Origin of the sequence: Roseococcus sp. SDR (genome assembly GCF_019083995.1) — a bacterium.
Lineage (GTDB): Bacteria > Pseudomonadota > Alphaproteobacteria > Acetobacterales > Acetobacteraceae > Roseococcus.
In genome coordinates this window covers 214087-231317 of sequence record NZ_JAHRCU010000001.1, presented here as the reverse complement: position 1 = coordinate 231317, position 17231 = coordinate 214087, and the positions used below count along the sequence as shown (strand labels likewise).

17 protein-coding genes are annotated in these 17231 nt (G+C 71.0%); 5 read left to right on the top strand and 12 right to left on the bottom strand.

All coding sequences use genetic code 11. The annotated features are described in order from the left end of the window. Window positions 1–9: 9 nt before the first annotated feature. From KTR66_RS25160 to ileS, 5 genes are all read right to left on the bottom strand, one after another. Window positions 10–1290 carry a pitrilysin family protein gene (locus tag KTR66_RS25160; RefSeq protein ID WP_213609495.1) on the bottom strand — a complete coding sequence of 427 codons (1281 nt, stop codon included), beginning with the start codon at window positions 1288–1290 and terminating at the stop codon, window positions 10–12. Further along, window positions 1287–2672, bottom strand: a complete 1386-nt coding sequence (locus KTR66_RS01145) for a pitrilysin family protein (RefSeq protein ID WP_213609493.1) — start codon at window positions 2670–2672, stop codon at window positions 1287–1289. The genes KTR66_RS25160 and KTR66_RS01145 overlap by 4 nt, the downstream gene beginning before the upstream one ends. 94 nt (window positions 2673–2766) lie before the next feature. Continuing rightward, window positions 2767–3327 carry a DUF3035 domain-containing protein gene (locus tag KTR66_RS01140; protein WP_213609491.1) on the bottom strand — a complete coding sequence of 187 codons (561 nt, stop codon included), beginning with the start codon at window positions 3325–3327 and terminating at the stop codon, window positions 2767–2769. After that, entirely contained in the window at window positions 3324–3827 is a 504-nt protein-coding gene (gene lspA / locus KTR66_RS01135) for a signal peptidase II (protein WP_213609489.1), read from the bottom strand. The genes KTR66_RS01140 and lspA overlap by 4 nt, the downstream gene beginning before the upstream one ends. Beyond that, window positions 3827–6670, bottom strand: coding sequence for an isoleucine--tRNA ligase (gene ileS / locus KTR66_RS01130; RefSeq protein ID WP_213609487.1), 2844 nt, complete (start codon window positions 6668–6670; stop codon window positions 3827–3829). Before ileS ends, lspA begins: the two co-directional genes overlap by 1 nt. Window positions 6671–6906: 236 nt before the next feature. On the opposite strand from ileS, the gene KTR66_RS01125 reads away from it, so the two are divergent. After that, window positions 6907–7842, top strand: coding sequence for an SMP-30/gluconolactonase/LRE family protein (locus KTR66_RS01125; RefSeq protein WP_213609485.1), 936 nt, complete (start codon window positions 6907–6909; stop codon window positions 7840–7842). Window positions 7843–8054: 212 nt separating this feature from the next. Here KTR66_RS01125 and ribF read toward each other — a convergent pair whose 3' ends face one another. The 4 genes from ribF to KTR66_RS01105 all read right to left on the bottom strand — a co-directional run bounded on the left by ribF (window position 8055) and on the right by KTR66_RS01105 (window position 10565). After that, window positions 8055–8987 (bottom strand): riboflavin biosynthesis protein RibF, encoded by a 933-nt coding sequence (gene ribF / locus KTR66_RS01120; RefSeq protein ID WP_213609483.1) that lies wholly within the window; start codon window positions 8985–8987, stop codon window positions 8055–8057. Continuing rightward, entirely contained in the window at window positions 8984–9592 is a 609-nt protein-coding gene (locus KTR66_RS01115) for a TIGR00730 family Rossman fold protein (RefSeq protein WP_371818966.1), read from the bottom strand. Before KTR66_RS01115 ends, ribF begins: the two co-directional genes overlap by 4 nt. Next, entirely contained in the window at window positions 9585–10004 is a 420-nt protein-coding gene (locus KTR66_RS01110; protein ID WP_213609481.1) for a MaoC family dehydratase, read from the bottom strand. Before KTR66_RS01110 ends, KTR66_RS01115 begins: the two co-directional genes overlap by 8 nt. A gap of 84 nt (window positions 10005–10088) precedes the next feature. Next, the gene (locus KTR66_RS01105) at window positions 10089–10565 is read right to left on the bottom strand and encodes a hypothetical protein (RefSeq protein WP_213609480.1); all 477 of its coding nucleotides are present in this window, start codon (window positions 10563–10565) and stop codon (window positions 10089–10091) included. 69 nt (window positions 10566–10634) lie between these two features. Between KTR66_RS01105 and KTR66_RS01100 the strand changes: the two genes are divergently transcribed. Then, window positions 10635–11939 carry a hypothetical protein gene (locus KTR66_RS01100; protein ID WP_249731755.1) on the top strand — a complete coding sequence of 435 codons (1305 nt, stop codon included), beginning with the start codon at window positions 10635–10637 and terminating at the stop codon, window positions 11937–11939. Between the two features lie 10 nt (window positions 11940–11949). On the opposite strand, the gene KTR66_RS01095 is transcribed toward KTR66_RS01100, so the two are convergent. Genes KTR66_RS01095 through dapA form a run of 3 tightly spaced genes read right to left on the bottom strand, consistent with a single transcriptional unit; the run spans window position 11950 to window position 14188 of the window. Further along, complete coding sequence (locus tag KTR66_RS01095) at window positions 11950–12798, bottom strand: S9 family peptidase (protein ID WP_213609478.1); 849 nt, start codon at window positions 12796–12798, stop codon at window positions 11950–11952. Continuing rightward, window positions 12798–13292 carry an SsrA-binding protein SmpB gene (gene smpB / locus KTR66_RS01090; RefSeq protein ID WP_213609476.1) on the bottom strand — a complete coding sequence of 165 codons (495 nt, stop codon included), beginning with the start codon at window positions 13290–13292 and terminating at the stop codon, window positions 12798–12800. Before smpB ends, KTR66_RS01095 begins: the two co-directional genes overlap by 1 nt. After that, on the bottom strand, window positions 13292–14188 hold the full coding sequence (gene dapA, locus KTR66_RS01085; RefSeq protein WP_213609474.1) for a 4-hydroxy-tetrahydrodipicolinate synthase: 897 nt from the start codon (window positions 14186–14188) through the stop codon (window positions 13292–13294). Before dapA ends, smpB begins: the two co-directional genes overlap by 1 nt. 131 nt (window positions 14189–14319) lie before the next feature. On the opposite strand from dapA, the gene KTR66_RS01080 reads away from it, so the two are divergent. From KTR66_RS01080 to KTR66_RS01070, 3 genes are read left to right on the top strand one after another with little or no spacing between them, the layout of a single operon-like run. Continuing rightward, window positions 14320–16260 (top strand): lytic transglycosylase domain-containing protein, encoded by a 1941-nt coding sequence (locus tag KTR66_RS01080; RefSeq protein WP_213609472.1) that lies wholly within the window; start codon window positions 14320–14322, stop codon window positions 16258–16260. After that, complete coding sequence (locus tag KTR66_RS01075) at window positions 16248–16706, top strand: phosphatidylglycerophosphatase A (RefSeq protein WP_213609470.1); 459 nt, start codon at window positions 16248–16250, stop codon at window positions 16704–16706. Before KTR66_RS01080 ends, KTR66_RS01075 begins: the two co-directional genes overlap by 13 nt. Continuing rightward, window positions 16706–17194: a CinA family protein gene (locus KTR66_RS01070; protein ID WP_213609468.1), complete on the top strand. Its 489-nt coding sequence runs from the start codon at window positions 16706–16708 to the stop codon at window positions 17192–17194. The genes KTR66_RS01075 and KTR66_RS01070 overlap by 1 nt, the downstream gene beginning before the upstream one ends. Window positions 17195–17231 lie beyond the last annotated feature (37 nt).

Below are 17231 nucleotides of genomic sequence, written 5' to 3'. Positions count from 1 at the left end.
ACACTGAGACTACAGCCCTTGCGGCTGCCCCGCCACTGCCAGCACCAGGCCATCCGGCTTCAGGATGCGGCGCGCCACGGCCGCCACATTCTCGCGGTTCAGCGCGGCCAGCCGCGCCGGCCGCCCGGCCAGCCAGTCGAGCGGCCGCCCCGCCTGGCGCAGCCCCAGCAGCAGCGAGGCGGTGCGCCGGCTGTCGGTGAATTGCAGCGGCAGGGAGCCGCCCAGGAAATCCACCGCCTCGGTCAGTTCCTCCACCGTCGGGCCATTTGCGGCCATCTCGGCCCAGGCCCCCCGCACCAGGCCCCAGACCTCGCCCACCTTGGCGTTCTCGGTCGCGACATTGCCGATGACGATGCCGCGCCCAAAGAGCAGGTCGAGCCCCGCGCCGATGCCATAGGTCAGGCCCCGCTCCTCGCGCACCGAGCGCATGAGCCGGCTGGTGAAGCCGCCGCCCGCGAGGATGCGCAGCGCCACCTGGAAGCCCTCCCAGCCCGGATCATTCGGCAGAAGCCCGTCCTGGCCGAAGACCAGCGTGGATTGCGGCGCCGCCTTCTCCCGCGCCGCGATGCCGAAGGGCGCGAGCGGCGGCAGGGCGGGCACCGCCTCCGGCGCGCCGGCCGGCAGGTCGGCGAAGAGTTCCGCCATGATGGCTCGGAGTTGCGTGGCGTTGATGGCGCCCGAGGCCGCGATCATCACGCCGCCCTGGCGGAGCTGTGCCGCCAGCGCCGCGCGGATCTCGGCCTCGGTGATCGCCGTCAGGCTCTCCGGCGTGGAAAGCCGCCCGGCCGGGAAGCCCGGATAGGCGGATTCCCAGAAGGCGCGGCGGGCGATGCCGGCCGGCGTCTCCAGCTGCTGGCGCGCGCCCAGCACGGCCCGCGCGCGCACGCGCCCGATCGCGGCCGCATCCAGCCGCGGCCGCGCCATGGCGAGGCGTGCCAAGCGCACCGCCTCCGGCAGGGCCGTGGTCAGCGCGCGGAAGCTGCCGTCGAAACTGTCCCGCCCGCCCGAGAAGGAGAGGCCGATGCCCGAATCGCGCAGCGCATCGGCGAAGGCGATGTTGTCGTAGTCGCCCGCGCCCTCGCTCAGCATGGCGGCGGCGAAGGCGGAGAGCCCCTCGCGCCCCACCGGATCGCGCGCGGCACCCCCGGGCCAGGCCCAGGCGATCGAGACGACCGGCACCGAATGATCTTCCACCAGCCAGGCGGAGATCCCGCCCTGCTCGACCAGCTGGATGGGGACGGAAAAGCCGTGGCGGGGGGGGAGCGTGACCCCGAAAATCGTCGTGCTCATGCGGGCAGCAGCCAGGCGGTCGTGGCGATCCGGGGCTGGGCCAGGACCGCGCGCGCGGCCTCGTTCACCTGCGCCTGGGTCACCGCTTCCATCCGCGCGGGCCATTGCTCCACCGCCTCGATGGGCAGGCCGATGGCGAGCGCGCCGCCCAGCATGCGGGGTGCCGCGCCCAGCCCGTCGAGTGCGAGCAGCGCGCCGGCGGTCTGCTGGCGGATCGCGCGGCGCGTCTCGGCCTCGGTCGCCCCGGATTGCACCAGCTCGCTCACGGTGGCGCCCACGATCTCCTCGATGCGCGCCTGGGTCACGCCCGGCCGCGGCGTCACCGCCACATAAAGCGCGCCGACACCGACCACATCCCCATCATAGCCCGCACTGGCGCTCACCGCGTGCCCGGCCTCGACCAGCGCGCGATGCAGGCGCGAGCCGGGCCCACCGCCCAGCACATGCGCCATCACCTCCAGCGGATCGGCCTTGCCCGTCTCGCCCCAGGTGGCCGAGGGTGCCGCGAAGGCCTGCAGGAAGGAGGCCTCCCGCACCGCCGGGTCCCGCGTGACGAGCCGCGCCTCGGGGGCCGCGGCGGGCGGGGCGGCACGGTCGCGCGCGCGGCGCGGGCGCGTCGGCACGGGGCCGTAGAATTCCTCCGCCCAGCGGCGCAGATCGGCCTCGCGCACATCCCCCGCCACCACCAGGGTGCAATTGGCGGCGGCGTAATGGACGCGGTGGAAATCCACCATGTCCTGCCGGGTGATGGCGCGGATCTCGTTCTCCCAGCCGATCAGCGGGCGGCCCCGCCAATGCTGCGGCCCCCACATCGCGGCGTCGAAGGCCTCGCGGAAGCGGCCGCGCGGCACGGCATCGGTGCGCTGGCTGCGCTCCTCCAGCACCACATTGCGCTCGGATTCCGTCTCCGCCTCGGGGATCAGGGGGTTGGCCAGCCGGTCCGCCTCCATCCGCATCATCAGCGGCAGGCGCGAGGCTTCGACGATCTGGAAATAGGCCGTCACGTCGCGGCTGGTGAAGGCATTGTCCTGCCCGCCCTCGCGCGCCACGGTCCGGCTGAAGGCGCCCGAGGGGATATGCGGGCTGCCCTTGAACATCATGTGCTCGAGGAAATGCGCGACGCCGGATTTGCCTTCCGGGTCCTCGCCCGCGCCGGCCGAGACATAGAGGTAATGCGCCGCCACCGGCGCGCGGCGATTCTCCGCCAGCACCACGGTCAAGCCATTGGCCAGTTTCCAGCTCTTGGCGCCGAACAGGGGTGGATGCGCCCGGCGCGGCTCGGGTTGGGCTAGCGCGGGGGCGGCGAGCGGCGGGGCCAGTGTGGCGGCGGCTGTGGCGGCGGCGGCGCCCTTCAGGGCGGTTCGGCGGGTCAGGTGCTCCATGCCCCCAATGTGGGGGCACCGGGCGGTTCGCGCCAGCGCCGGCCGGTGCTTTCCATGTTGCGGCCCGTCACGCTGTGTAACCGGGCCGCCGCCATCACCAGAATTTCAGCGCGTCATACCAGGGCCGGCGCTGCGGCTGGATGATCGGCGTCGCCCCTTCCGAGAGGTCGCGGCCCAGCGCCGCATTCTCGCGCAGGCGCTGCGACTCGCGCGCCGCATCCACCGGAATGCCGGGCGCGGGCGGCGCGGGCCGCCAGAACAGCGCGCGGTCCACGATGTTCCGATCCACGCGCTCGAGGCGCATGCTCTCCTCATCCACGCGGTCGCGGATATTGTCGGGCACCGGCGTGCCGGTGGAGGAGAGCAGCGCGCGCTCGCCCGAGGATTGCGGCGCCCGGGCGGCGGCAAGGCCCGCACCCGGCACCAGCGTGGATTCCGCCTGCTCGCGGGTGCTGAGTTCCTGCGGGCGGGAGGCACCTGGGCGCGGCGTGGGCAGGCTTCCCAGGCTCGGCGGCATGGAGAGCGGCGCGCGGGTCGTCACCTGGAATTCGTCCGGCGCGTCGCGCGTCAGGCCGAAGGTGCGCGCGGTATCACCGCAGCCTGCCAGCAGCAGGGGGGCGAGAAGCAGAAGAGGGGCCGGATTCGTCTTCATCATGGAGCCTCTTTGCGCTTGCTTTCCGGCCGGATCAAGGCGTCCGCCACCAGGGCCAGGACGCCGCAGACAATCGCCGCATCCGCCACGTTGAACACATACCAGTGCCAGCCCCAGGCGTGAACATCCACGAAATCCACCACCGCGCCAAAGCGCATGCGGTCGATCACATTGCCGATGGCGCCGCCGATGACGGCGCCCAGCGCATAGGTCACCATCCGCGTCTCGGAGCGCGCGAGCCAGCGCAGCAGGAAGCCCGCCACGACGAGCGCGAGGCCCGCCAGGATCAAATGGTTCCAGGCCCCCTCGCCCGAGAACAGCCCGAAGGTGACGCCGCGATTCCAGACCATCGTCAGGTCGAGACCGACCGGCCCCAGCTCCAGCAGCGGGATGTTCCGCCGCTCGGGCAGCATCACCACCTCCAGGATCCAGTACTTGCTCGCCTGGTCGGCGAGGAGCAGCAGGGCCGCGAAGATCAGGCCGGTGCGGAGCGTCGGCGCCATCAGCCCTCCACCACCGCTTCGCAGCGCCGGCAGAGCGTGGGATGCGCGGCGGAAGCGCCGACCTCGGGCAGGACGCGCCAGCAGCGCTCGCATTTGGCGCCGGGGGCAGCGAAGACCTCGATAGGTTCACGTTCCAAGCCGGAGAAGACGCCCGCTGATACTTGCGAGACAATCAGGACCTCTTCCCAAGTCTGCGGGTCAAGCAAATGGGCGGTTCCCTCAGGCTCCCACAGCTTAACCTTTGCTTGGAGAGACGACCCGATCAGGGCATTACGCCGCTTTTCTTCAAGCAGAACCGTGACGTCGCGCCGCTTATCACGCACTTGCACCCATTTTGCGGCCAGCGCCTCATCCCGCCACTCCGCCGGCAGCGCCGGAAAATCCTGCATATGGATGCTCTCGGCGTCATCTCCGAAGCGGCTGAGCCAGGCCTCCTCCGCCGTGAAGACCAGCACGGGGGCGAGCCAGGCGCAGAGGCAGCGATGCAGATGGTCCAGCACCGTGCGCGCGGCGCGGCGGCGCGGGCTGTCCTTCGCGTCGCAGTAGAGGCTGTCCTTGCGGATGTCGAAATAGAAGGCGCTGAGATCCGTCGCGCAGAAGGCATGGATCTCGGGCACCACGCCGTTCCAGTCGTAATCCTTCGCCGCCTTGCGGATGCGGGCATCCAGCTCCGTCAGGCGGTGCAGCACCCAGCGTTCGAGTTCCGGCATCTCGGCCACCGGCACGCGCTCGCTCTCCTCGAAGCCCGCCAGGTTGCCGAGCAGCCAGCGCAGCGTGTTGCGCAGGCGGCGATAAAGCTCCGCCTGCTGCTCCAGGATGTTCTTGCCGATGCGCAGATCCTCGGCCGTATCCGAGTTCATGACCCAGAGGCGCAGGATGTCCGCGCCATACTTGGTCATCACCTCCTGCGGGGCGGTGACATTGCCGAGCGACTTCGACATCTTCCGCCCGCTCTCATCCAGCACGAAGCCATGCGTCAGGATGGCCTTGAAGGGCGCGACGCCCCGCGTGCCGACGGATTCCAGCAGCGAGGACTGGAACCAGCCGCGATGCTGGTCCGAGCCTTCCAGATAGAGATCCGCCGGGAAGGGCAGGTTGCGCGGCGGCAGGACGAAGGCGTGCGTGCTGCCGCTCTCGAACCAGACATCCACGATGTCCATCACCTGCTCGTAATCGTCGGGATTCCGCTCATTTCCGAGGAAGCGCGCTGCGGCATCCGGCTGGTACCAGGCATCCGCGCCCTCGGTGCGGAAGGCATCCACGATGCGCTGCATCACGCTCGCATCGCGCAGCACCTCGCCCGTGCGCTTCTCGACGAAGACGGCAATCGGCACGCCCCAGGCGCGCTGGCGGCTGATGCACCAGTCGGGCCGCCCGGCCACCATGGCGCCGATGCGGTTGCGGCCGATATCGGGCACGAAATGCGTGGCCGCGATCGCGTCGAGCGACTTCTGGCGGATGGCGTTGCCATCATCCATCGCGATGAACCATTGCGGCGTGGCGCGATAGATCACCGGCTTCTTCGAACGCCAGCTATGCGGATAGCTGTGGTTGAGCTTGCCCTTGGCCGCCAGCGTGCCGAGCGCCGTCAGCGCCGCATAGACCGGCTCATGCGCGCGAAACACGTGCACGCCCTCGAAGCCCGGCGCCTGGATGGTGTAGGTGCCGTCATCGCCCACGCATTCCGGGATCTCGATGCGGCTCTCCGGATGCGCGCGGTTATGCGCCACGACGAGGGCGAAATCCTCCTCGCCATGGCTGGGCGCGATATGGACGATGCCGGTGCCCGCATCATCCGTCACATAGTCGCCCGCCAGCATCAGCGCGTCGTGATTGTAGGCGCCCGCATGCCCACGCAGCGGCGCGGCACAGGCCGCACCTTCAAACGCGGTGCCCGGGAAGGTCGTCACCAGCGTATGCGTGGCGATCCCGGCTTCCGTGCAGAATTGCGGCAGCAGCGCGAGCGCCACCAGAAGCCGCGCCCCCGGCTTCACCAGCGCGCCTTCCGCGACGCTGTCCACATGCAGCAGCGCGTATTGGATCTCCGGCCCATAGGCCAGCGCGCGGTTGCCCGGGATGGTCCAGGGCGTCGTCGTCCAGATCACGACGTCGCTGCCCACCAGCTCGGGCATGGCCGGCGCCCGCAGCACGCGGAACAGCGCGTGCAGCGTGGGCGAGACATGGTCCATGTACTCGATCTCGGCCTCGGCCAGCGCCGTCTTCTCGACCGGGCTCCACATCACCGGACGCAGCCCGCGATAGAGCGAGCCATTCATCAGGAAGCGGCCGATCTCCTCGACGATCACGGATTCCGCCGGGAAATCCATGGTGGCGTACCGGTTCGCCCAATCGCCCGCGACGCCCAGGCGCTGGAACTCCTCCGACTGCACGGCGAGCCACTTCTTCGCATAGGCCCGGCATTCGGCGCGGAACTCGAGGACCGGCACCTGGTCCTTGTCGAGCTTCTTCGCGCGGTATTCCTCCTCGACCTTCCATTCGATCGGCAGGCCGTGGCAGTCCCAGCCCGGCACATAATCGGCATCGGTGCCCGACATCTGCGCCGCGCGGTTGATCACATCCTTCAGGATCTTGTTCAGCGCGTGGCCGATATGCAGCGGGCCATTGGCGTAGGGCGGGCCGTCATGCAGCACGAAGGGCGGGCGGCCCTTGGACTTCTCGCGCAGCCGCTTCCAGCTCTCGGCGGCGGCCCATTTGGCCAGCAGCTTCGGCTCGCGGTTCGGCAAATCCGCCTTCATGGGGAAGCCGGTCTGCGGCAGGAAGACCGTCTTGCGGTAGTCGCGAGCCCCATTGTTGGAGTTGGGCGTCTCGGGGGCGTCGTTCATGCGGGTCTCGGGGCGCGCGGAGCGCGGAAAAGGAGGGGCGTGCGGGGCTGGTCCCGGCCTTCAGGCGAAGGCCGGGCGCCGAATTCGGCACCGGCAGGGGTGTGTCACGCGCATCCCTTGCGTATGGGGAGTTCCAGGCCTTCCGGTCAAGGGCGGCGCGCCTCACAGGCTTGTCACTTGGCGCCTGACCTTCACACATGGGAGGCTTCGGGCCGAAGCTGCAAGGGGCCTTCCCCATGATCATCCCGCGCCGCGCCGCCCTGGCGCTTCCGCCCGGTCTGGCGTTGACCTCCCTGGCCCAGGCCCAGCAGCCGGCCCATCGCGTGGTGGCGCTCTACCCCTCCGGCCATTTCCTCGAGAACCTGATGCTGCGCCCCGACGGCGCCGTGCTCTTCACCAGCTATTTCGCGCGCGAGGTCGGCATCTGGTCGGAAGCGGCGGGCCAGGCCGTCTTCGCCCGCATCGAGGGCCATCCCGTCTCGCTCGCCCATGGCACCGAGGGCCCGGTGCTGGCGCTGCATGGCGTGCCCTTCACCGAGGGCGCGCGGCTCGCGGGCAGCGGCGCCGTGCTGCAGCTCAGCCGCGACGGGCGGCCCGGACGCCGCATCCCCCTGCCCGAAGCGGGCTTCCTCAACGGCATGGCCCGGCTGTCGGACAATATCTACCTGATCGCCGACAGCGGGCTTGGCCGGATCTGGCGGCTCGACCTCACCGCGGGCACGGCGACCCCCTGGCTCGCCGTGCCCGACATGGCGCCGGACCCCGGCCGCCCAGGCCTGCCCGGCGTGAACGGCCTGCAGATCGCGGGCAACGCGCTCTACTTCTCCAATTCGGCGCGGCCGGGCATCTGGCGCGTCATGCTCGGCACGGATGGCGCCCCCGCCGGCGCGGCACAGCGCGTGGCGACCCTGCCGGGTGTGGATGATTTCGTGGTCCTGCCCAGCGGCGGCTTCCTCGCCGCCACCCATGGCGATGTGGTGCTGCGCGTGGCCGCGAACGGCGCCGTGACGCCCCTGATCGAGACGCCCGACATCGCGGGCTGCACCGCCGTCGCCCTCGCCCCGCGCCCGGGCGGCGGGCTGCTGCTCTATATCTCCGCCTCGGGCGGGCTGCTGGAGCGGCGCGGGCTTCCCGCGCATCTGGTCCGCGTGGAACTGCCGAACGGGCTTTAGCAGGCTGCTGAAAAACTCCGCTGTGGGACCGAGGGGCCAGCCCCTCGGACACCCCGGCAAGAACCTCAGCTTCTTGCATCTCCGATAAGTATTTGATTTAATTTAACAATTGAAGATCCAAGAAACTGGTGAAAACCAAGCAGGTTTTCACCTTGGCGGGAGAGTACGAGAGGGCGGAGCCCTTTCGTCTTTTGGCCTTTTTCAGCAGCCTGCTAGGCGCCGAGCAGCCTCCGCGCCGTCGCCGCATCCGCCTGGATCTGCGCCACGAGCGCCGGGAAGTCCGGGAATTTCCGCTCCTCCCGGATGAAGGCGATGAGCGCCACGCTCAATTCCTGCCCGTAGAGATCCTCGGCCAGATCAAACAGGTGGGCCTCAAGCCGCGAGATGGGGTCGCCCCCCAGCGTCGGCCGCCGGCCGAGATTGGCCACACCGGGCACCACCCGCCCATCGGGCAGGGTCGCCCGCACCGCATAGACGCCCCGCGCCGGCTCCAGATGCCGGCCGAGCGGGATATTGGCCGTGGGGAAGCCGATGGTCCGCCCCCGCGCATCGCCATGCGTCACGGGGCCGACAATGGCGAAGGGCCGCCCCAGCAGCGCCGCCGCGCGCTCGGGATAGCCATCCTGCAGGAGGCGCCGGATGCGGGTGGAGCTGATCGTCCCCTCCCCATCCGCCACATGCGGCACGATGGAAAGCCCGATGCCCAGCTCCTCCGCGATCTGCCGGAGGAAGCCCACATCGCCCCCGCGCCGGTGGCCGAAGGCGAAATCCGGCCCGCAGGCCAGGTGCCGCGCATCCAGGCCATGATGCAGAACCTGCTCCACGAAATCGCGCGCCGACATGGCGGCCATCTCCGGCCCGAAGGGCAGCGCCACCACCAGGCGCGCGCCCGCGGCCCCCAGCGCGGAAGCCTTGGCCGGCAGCAGCGTCAGCCGGAAGGGTGGATCATCGGGCCGGAAATGCTCGCGCGGATGCGGCTCGAAGGTCAGCGCGCCGAGTGCGAGGTCCGGCCGTGCCTGATGCGCCGCGGCCAGCACCGCCGCATGGCCCTGATGCACGCCATCGAGATTGCCGAGTGCCAGCGTCGCCCCCCGCGCTTCCGGCGGCACGGCGCGCCAATCGGTGACGATCACGGGGGCGCTCATGTCTCTTTCTGCGTCATCCAGCGGGTCACGCTGGGCGGCGTCCAGCCCGCCAGCGCATCCAGCGCCGCCTCGGGCGTGCTGGCGCGCATCGCAAGGCCCGCATGCTGCGGCCGCACGAAGCCCGCCCCCGTCATCCGCTCCAGCAGCGCGAAGAAGGGCGCCCAGTAATCATCCACGTCGAGGTAGACGAGGCCCTTGCCATGGATGCCGAGCTGCGCCCAGGACTGGATCTCGACACTCTCCTCCAGCGTGCCGATGCCGCCGGGCAGCACGACGAAGCCATCCGAGAGGTCATTCATCAGCGCCTTGCGGACATGCATCGACGGCACGACGCGCAGCTCGGTGACGCCGCCATGGCCGAGCTCGCGGTCCATCAGCGCCTCGGGGATCACGCCGATCACCTCGCCGCCCGCCTTCAGCGCCGCATCGGCCACGATGCCCATGAGCCCCACCTTGCCGCCGCCATAGACGAGGCCCAGGCCGCGGCCCGCGATGGCACGGCCGAGATCGGCGGCGAGGCGCGCATGCACGGGGTCATGCCCCGGCTGCGCGCCGCAGAACACACAGACCCGCTTGAGGTTCACGCCCGCCGAGGCCTCAGCCACGCGAAGGCACCATCACCGTGGCTTCGCCCTCCACCACCGGCTTGCCGCCGACGGTGCAGACGGTGTTGAGCGTGACGCGCTTCTTGGCCGGGTCGAGCGCGGTGACCGTCACCGTCGCCGTCACCGTCTCGCCGATCTTCACCGGCGCGCGGAACTTCAGGTTCTGCGCGAGATAGATGGTCCCGGGCCCGGGCAGCCGCGTGCCCAGCACGGTCGAGATCAGGCTGGCCGAGAGCATGCCATGCGCGATCCGCTCCTTGAACATGGAGGCGGCGGCGACTTCGGCATTGATGTGAACCGGGTTGGTGTCGCCGGAGACGCCGGCGAAGAGGAGGATATCGGCCTCGGTGATGGTCTTGCCGAAGCTGGCGCTCTGGCCGACCGAGAGGTCCTCGAAGAAATACCCGTCCATGCGATCACACCCTCATGTGTCAGGCGCTGGGTGTAACGCAAAGCGGCGGGCCGGGGAATGCGTCCCGGCCCGCGCGGCCATGGCTCAGGCCTCGGCCAGCTCGGCCTTGGGCTCGGCCGGCTGGCCCAGCGTCTCGATGCGCCAGACGGCGTAGCTCACCATCAGCGCGGCCGCGACGAGAACGAGGTTCGCGATGCCCGGGTTCACGAAGGGCGTGCGCTGGCCGGAAAGGCGGACGATGTCGGCCCTGACCGTGCCCCAGGCATAGAGCGCGGAGATGAAGGAGGAGATCGCCGGCAGGAAGACCATGACGACCGCGATCACCGCGATCAGCATGCGCCACTTGTGCAGCTGCGGCAGGAAGGCCGCGGCCAGCAGCAGCGTCAGCGCCACGAATTTCAGCTTGGTGAACCAGGGCAGCACGTCCCAGGTCGTCATGGTCAGCAGCGAATCACGCCCGGCCACCTGGATGACCGGCAGGAAGGTGGCGGCGATGGCAAGCCCGACCCCCAGGAAAAGAAGGGCGATCGCGATCTTGTCTTTTTCACCCTGGGCCGGCATGACCGTCTCCTATGTGTCCGTTTGATTGCTGAACAGTAATTTATGGATTCGTCCGAAGCAAGACTTTCCTTGCCCCGTTCCGTGATGCGGCCTTGGCGCGGCCCGCGGCCCTTGGGAGAATGGCGGATACTCAAGCGCTTCCTGCTGATTCTCCTGACGCTTTCACCCCTGCCCGCCGCCGCGCAGGACCTCACCGGCCATGGCGGGCCGGTGCGCGCCCTGGCCGTGCTGGGGCCCCGCCTCGCCTCGGCCGGCTTCGACCAGGCGGTCATCCTCTGGAACCCCGCGACGGGCCGGGCCGAGCGGGTGATCCGCTGGCACCAGGGCGCGGTGAACGCGCTGGTGGCCCTCCCCGATGGCCGCTTCGCCTCCGGCAGCGAGGATGCGCGGGTGGCCGTCTGGGGCGAGGACGAGGCACCGCTGCTGGTGCTGGAGGGCCATACGGAGCCGGTGAAGGGCCTGGCCCAGCGCCCGGGCTTCCTGGCCTCCGCCGCCTGGGACGGCACGGTCCGCCTTTGGGACCTCACCACCGGCACAGTCCGCGTGCTGGAGGGGCACCAGGGCAATGTGAACGCCGTCGCCTTCCAGGGCGAGGCGCTGTTCAGCGCCGGCCAGGACGGCACGATCCGCCGCTGGGAGGCGGATGGCTCCCCCACCACGATCGCCGAATTCGGCTTCCCGCAGAACGCCCTGCTGGCCCTGCCGGACGGCCAGCTCGCCACGGCCGGCGTGGATGGCACGGTGCATCTGGTCCAGCCCGGCGGGATGCCGCGCGCCCTGCATTCCGGCCCCCGCCCCGTGGTGGCGCTGGCGGCGAGCCCGGATGGACAAAACATTGCGGTGGCGACCATCGGCGGCGGCGTGGCGCTCTATGACGTCCCCTCCGGCCGGCTGCGCCACCGCCTCGACGGTCCGGGCCTGCCCGTCTGGTCCGTGCTCTTCGCCGCCGATGGACGCACCCTCTGGACCGGCGGGCAGGACCGCCGCGTGCGCCGCTGGGATGCGGGCAATGCCCGCCCCCTCGGCCCCCTCGCCCCCGAGGCCGAGGAGGCGCTGCCCGAGGGCGTGGACCGCCAGGGGGCGGAGGTCTGGCGCGCCTGCCAGGCCTGCCACGCGCTCCGCCCGGACCAGGGCCCCATGGCCGGCCCGCATCTGCACCAGCTCTTCGGCCGCCGCATGGGCAGCGTCCCCGGCTATGCCTATTCGGAGCGCCTCGCGCAGGGCGACATCATCTGGACGCCCGAGACGGTGGCCGACCTCTTCACCCGCGGCCCCGACATCGTCACACCCGGCACGCGCATGCCCGTGCAGCGCGTCGGCAATGCGGAGGAGATGGCGGCCCTTCTGCGCTTCCTGGAGCAGACGACGCGGTAGCCGCCGGGAATTACCGCAGGAAGGCCTCGACCTCCGGCCCCCAGATCGCGCTGCCGCCCCGGCCGAAAAACAGGCCATGCCCGTCCTGGCCGAAGGCGGGCTTCTGGCTGAGCATCACTGGCCCGCCCGCAAGCCGCCAGGCATGGGCCATGTCGCGCGCCAGATCGGGCGCGAAGAAACTGTCATTGGCGGCGTAGATCCAGAGCGTGGGCATGCGCGCCGTCAGGCCGAAGCTGCTCGCCGCGCGCACCAGATTGTCCGGCCGGCAAACATTGTTGGGCTGGTCGTTCTGCCGTCCGCCGCGCCCGCCCGCCATGTTCACGATGCGCGAGACCTCCGGCGGATCGCCCGCCGCCAGGGCCAGTGCGCCCCAGCCGCCGGCCGATTGGCCGACGATGATGGCGGGCCCCGCCGGCGTGCCCGGCCGCGCCTGCATGGCGCGCGTGGCGGCCAGGATGTCCCGCGCCGTCTCGCGCCCCGCGCGCAGGTAGTCGGGCGAAGCGCATGAGCCATAGCCCTCGGCCCAGGCGCCGCCCGTGCGGCCATAGCCGCGCCGCATCGGCAGCGCCACGAGATGCCCGCGCGCGGTGAACCAGCGCACCGCCTCGCTCTGGCAGGAGGCGGGGCGCATCGCCGGGCGGATCGCGGGGTCCCCCGGCGATCCATGGTTGATCAGGACGAGGCGCCCCGGCGGGCTGCCCGGCTGCGGCGCGCAAAGCCGCGTGTAGAGGCCGCCCGGCACATGCTCGGCCGGCAGCATCACCGTCTCGCCCGCCTGCTCGGCGCTGAGGTCGGATTCCGCGATGGCGCAGGCGCCCAGCAGCGGCAGCAGCAGCGCGGCCGCGGCGAGCCTGTGCATCAATCCATCCCCTTGTTGCGCATCACCCGCGCCTTGTCGCGCTGCCAGTCGCGCTTGGCGATGTCGGCGCGCTTGTCATGCATCTTCTTGCCCTGCGCGAGGCCGAGCAGCACCTTCGCGCGCCCCTTCTCGTTGAACAGGATCTCGAGCGGCACGAGCGTGGCACCTTCGCGCGTGATGGCACCCACGAGTTCGCGGATCTGCTTCTGGTGCAGCAGCAGCTTCTTCGGGCGCACCGGGTCGAACTTCGCCATGAAGCTGCCGGCCTGGTATTCAGGAATGTGGCAGCCGAAGAGGAACATCTCCCCCTCGCGCTCCCCCGCCCAGGCCTCGCTGATCGAGGCGCGGCCCAGGCGCAGGCTCTTCACCTCCGGCCCGTAGAGCACGAGGCCGGCCTCATAGGTCGGCCCGATCTTGTAGTCATAGCGGGCCCGGCGGTTCTGCGCCGCCGTGCCCGTGCTGATGATGGGCTTCTTGCGTGGCGCTTGAGCCATCAGTTCAGCAGGCCAGCGCCCCGCATCGCCGCCTCCACGCGCACGCGCGTGCTCTCGGCGATGGGCGCCAGCGGCAGGCGGCAGAAGGCGCTGCTCTTGCCCAGCAGGCTCGCCGCATATTTCACCGGGCCCGGCGAGGTCTCGCAGAACAGCGCGTCATGCACCGGCAGCAGCCGGTCCTGGATCTGCATCGCCTCGCAGACGCGGCCCTCGCGCCAGGCGCGCTGCAGATCGGCGCAGAGACGCGGCGCGATGTTCGAGGTGACCGAGATGCAGCCATGCCCGCCCGAGGCGTTGAAGGCCAGCATGGTGTGGTCCTCGCCCGAGAGCTGGATGAAATCCGCCCCGCAGGTCGCGCGCTGGTGCAGCGGCCGCGCGAGGTTCGCCGTCGCGTCCTTCACGCCCACGATGTTCTTGTGCCTGGCCAACCGCCCCATCGTCTCGGGCGTCATGTCGATCACGCTGCGGCCGGGGATGTTGTAGATCAGCATCGGCAGGTCCACCGCCTCGGCGATGGCCATGAAGTGCTGGTACATCCCCTCCTGCGTGGGCTTGTTGTAGTAGGGCGTCACCACCAGCGTGGCGTCCGCGCCGGCCTTCTTCGCATGCTGCGCGAAATCGATCGCCTCCGCCGTGCTGTTGCTGCCCGCACCGGCGACGACGGGCACGCGCCCGCGCGCGACCTCGACGCAGATCTCCACCACGCGCTTGTGCTCGTCATGGCTGAGCGTGGGGGATTCGCCCGTGGTGCCGACGGGGACGAGGCCATCGATGCCCTCGGCGATCTGCCACTCCACGAAATCGGCGAAGGCTTTCTCGTCCAGGCCGCCATCGGGACGCATGGGCGTGATCAGGGCGGTGAGCTGACCCTGCAGGCGCAACGGGGTGGCGGACATGGCGTGTTTCCTTATCGAAGCCGCTGAAAATAGGAGCGACCGGCCTTCGCCACAAGCACGCCCCAGGGAGGAACCACCACGGACGACCCGCCGCGGATGACCCGCTGCCCCGCCCGCGCTAGGATGCAGCCATGCGTTCCCTTCTTCCCGCCCTCGGCCTCCTCCTCGCCATCCACCCCGCATTCGCGCAGCCCGCGCGCGAGGCCGGCCGCCAGGCGCTGGCCGCGGCAGGGGCGCAACGCTGGGGCGAAGCGCAATCCGCCGCGCGCGAGGCCGATCCGCTGATCGCCAAGATGGTCACCTGGATGCGGCTGACGCAGCGCGGCGGCGCCGGCAGCGCCGCCGAGATCGTGGGCTTCATCGAGAGCGCCAGCGACTGGCCGAACCAGGACGCCCTCTCCCGCCGCGCCGAGGAATTGCTGGCCACTGACGGCGATGACGCACTCGCGTTGCGCTTCTTCACCGGCCGCCCCGCCCGCACGCTGGAGGGCGCGACCCGCCACGTCACCGCGCTCGTCAACACCGGCCGCACCGCCGAGGCCCGCGCCGCCGCCCGCCGCGCCTGGGGCGAGGACACCGGCCCCGATGCCACGGCCGAGGCCGCCTTCCTCGCCCGCGCCGGCGAGTTCCTGACGCCGGACGAGCATTGGCGCCGCTTCAACCGCTACTCCTTCGCCCGCGATTTCGGCGCGGCCCAGCGCGTGGTCCCCCTGCTCGACGCCCAGCGCCGCGCCCTGGCCGAGCTGCGCCTCTCCTACGCCACCTCCTCGGGCGCCGACCCCAACGCGCAGCTCGCCGCGCGTGATGCGGGTGCCACGCTGGAACGCGCCCGCATGCTCCGCCGCGCCGAGCGCGATGCGGACGCGGCCGCCGCCTGGGCCGCCGGCGCCGCCGCCCAGACCAACCTGCCGCCCGAAGCGCAGCGCGCCATCTGGACCGAGCGCCAGATCCTCGCCCGCAAGCTGATGCGCCTCGGCCAGCCGCAGCTCGCCTATCAGGTCGCCGCCCAGCACGGCCAGACCGTGGCGGGCGAACCGCGGCAGGAGGCCGAATTCCTCGCCGGCTTCATCGCGCTGCGCCTGCAGGATGACCCCGCCCGCGCCATGCCGCATTTCCAGCGCCTGGCGGAGGGCAGCCGCAGCGCCATCACCCAGGCCCGCGCCGCCTATTGGCAGGGCCGCGCCGAGCCGGATGCCGCCCGCGCCCGCGCCCATTTCGAGCGCGCCGCCGGCTTCCCCGTGACCTTCTACGGCCAGATGGCGGCACTCGCGCTCGGCGAGAACGGCGCGCAGATCTCGGCCCGCATCAACAACCTCGCCATCCCCCGCCCGACCGAGGCCGAGGCCCGCGCCTTCATGAACCGCGAGCTGCCGCGCCTGCTGCTGGCGCTGGGCGAGCTGGGCGAGGCGCGGCGCGGCCGTGTCTTCCTGCTGCGCCTCGAGGACACCGCCCCCAGCAATGCCGAACGCCTGCTCGTCGCCCGCCTCGCCACCGCACTGGGCCGGCCCGACCAGGCCGTCTGGGTCGCGCGCCGCGCCGGTGCGCATGGCGCGATGCTGGTCGAGGATGGCTGGCCCACCCCCTACCCCGCGCCCGCGACCGGCGCCGAGCCTGCCGTGGTCTTCGCCATCACCCGGCAGGAGAGCAATTTCGAGAGCGAGGCCGTCTCCAGCGCCAATGCGCGGGGCCTCATGCAGCTCCTGCCCGCCACCGCGCAATCCGTCGCGCGGCGGCTCAACATTCCGCACCAGGCGGCCTGGCTGACCAGCGACCCCACGCACAATATCCGCCTCGGCTCCGCCTATATCCAGGAGCGGCTGGATCGCTTCGGCGGCGTCATGCCCTTTGCCTTCGCCGGCTACAATGCGGGCAGCGGGCGGGTGGATGAGTGGCTCGCCACCTATGGCGACCCCCGCTCGGGCAGCATCCGCATGCTGGACTGGATGGAGATGATCCCCTTCGGCGAGACGCGGAACTATGTGCAGCGCGTGATCGAGAACGTCGCCGTCTATCGCGCCAAGGATCCGCGCGCCGCATCGCTCGACCACCCCATGGCCCAATGGACCCGGTAAGGGCGGACCCGGTAAGGGCGGACCCGCTGAGGGCCATCGCGTCCCTGGGTGGCATCGGCTTCCTGAAGCCGGCGCCGGGCACATGGGGCTCGGCCGCCGTCCTGCCGCTCGCTTTCCTGCCGCCCTGGGTCGCGCTGCTCGCCGCCCTGCTGTTCACCGCGCTCGGCTATTGGGCGCTGACCCGCCTGCCCGATGCCGCGGCCGACCCGGGCTGGGTCGTGGTGGATGAAGCGGCCGGGCAATCCCTGGCGCTGGCCGCCGCCAGCGGCTGGGTCGGCGTGGTCCTCGCCTTCGCGCTCTTCCGCCTCTTCGACATCACCAAGCCCGGCCCCGTCGGCTGGGCCGATCGCCGGAAGGGTCCCTTCGGCGTCATGGCCGATGACGTGATCGCGGGCGCCATGGCGGGCCTCGTGATCCTCCTCCTCGCCCCATTCGGAATCCGCTGATGCTGCCCGAGACCACGCTGGACGCCGCCGCCGCCCTCCTCACCGCGCTTCAGGCGAGGAACCTCACCATCGCCACCGCCGAAAGCTGCACGGGCGGACTGATCGCGGCCGCGCTGACCGCCATCCCCGGCTCCTCGGCCAGCGTCGAGGCCGGCTTCGTCACCTATTCCAACGCTGCCAAGTCCCGGATGCTGGGCGTGGACCCGGCCTTGATCGAGCGTGTCGGCGCCGTCAGCGAAGAGGTGGCGCGCCACATGGTGGAGGGCGCGCTGCGCGCCGCGGGGACCGATCTGGCGCTGGCCTGCACCGGCGTCGCCGGGCCCGGCGGCGGCTCGCTGCTGAAGCCCGTGGGTCTCGTCTGGATGGCGGCCGGGCGACGCGGCGGCACCATCATCGCCGAGAGCCGGATCTTCCCCGGCGACCGCGCGGCCATCCGCGCCGCCACCGTCGCCCGCTGCTTCGAGATGGCGCATTCGCTCCTCGACTGAGGCCTGATATAAGGGCGAATGACCAGGACCGCCCCTC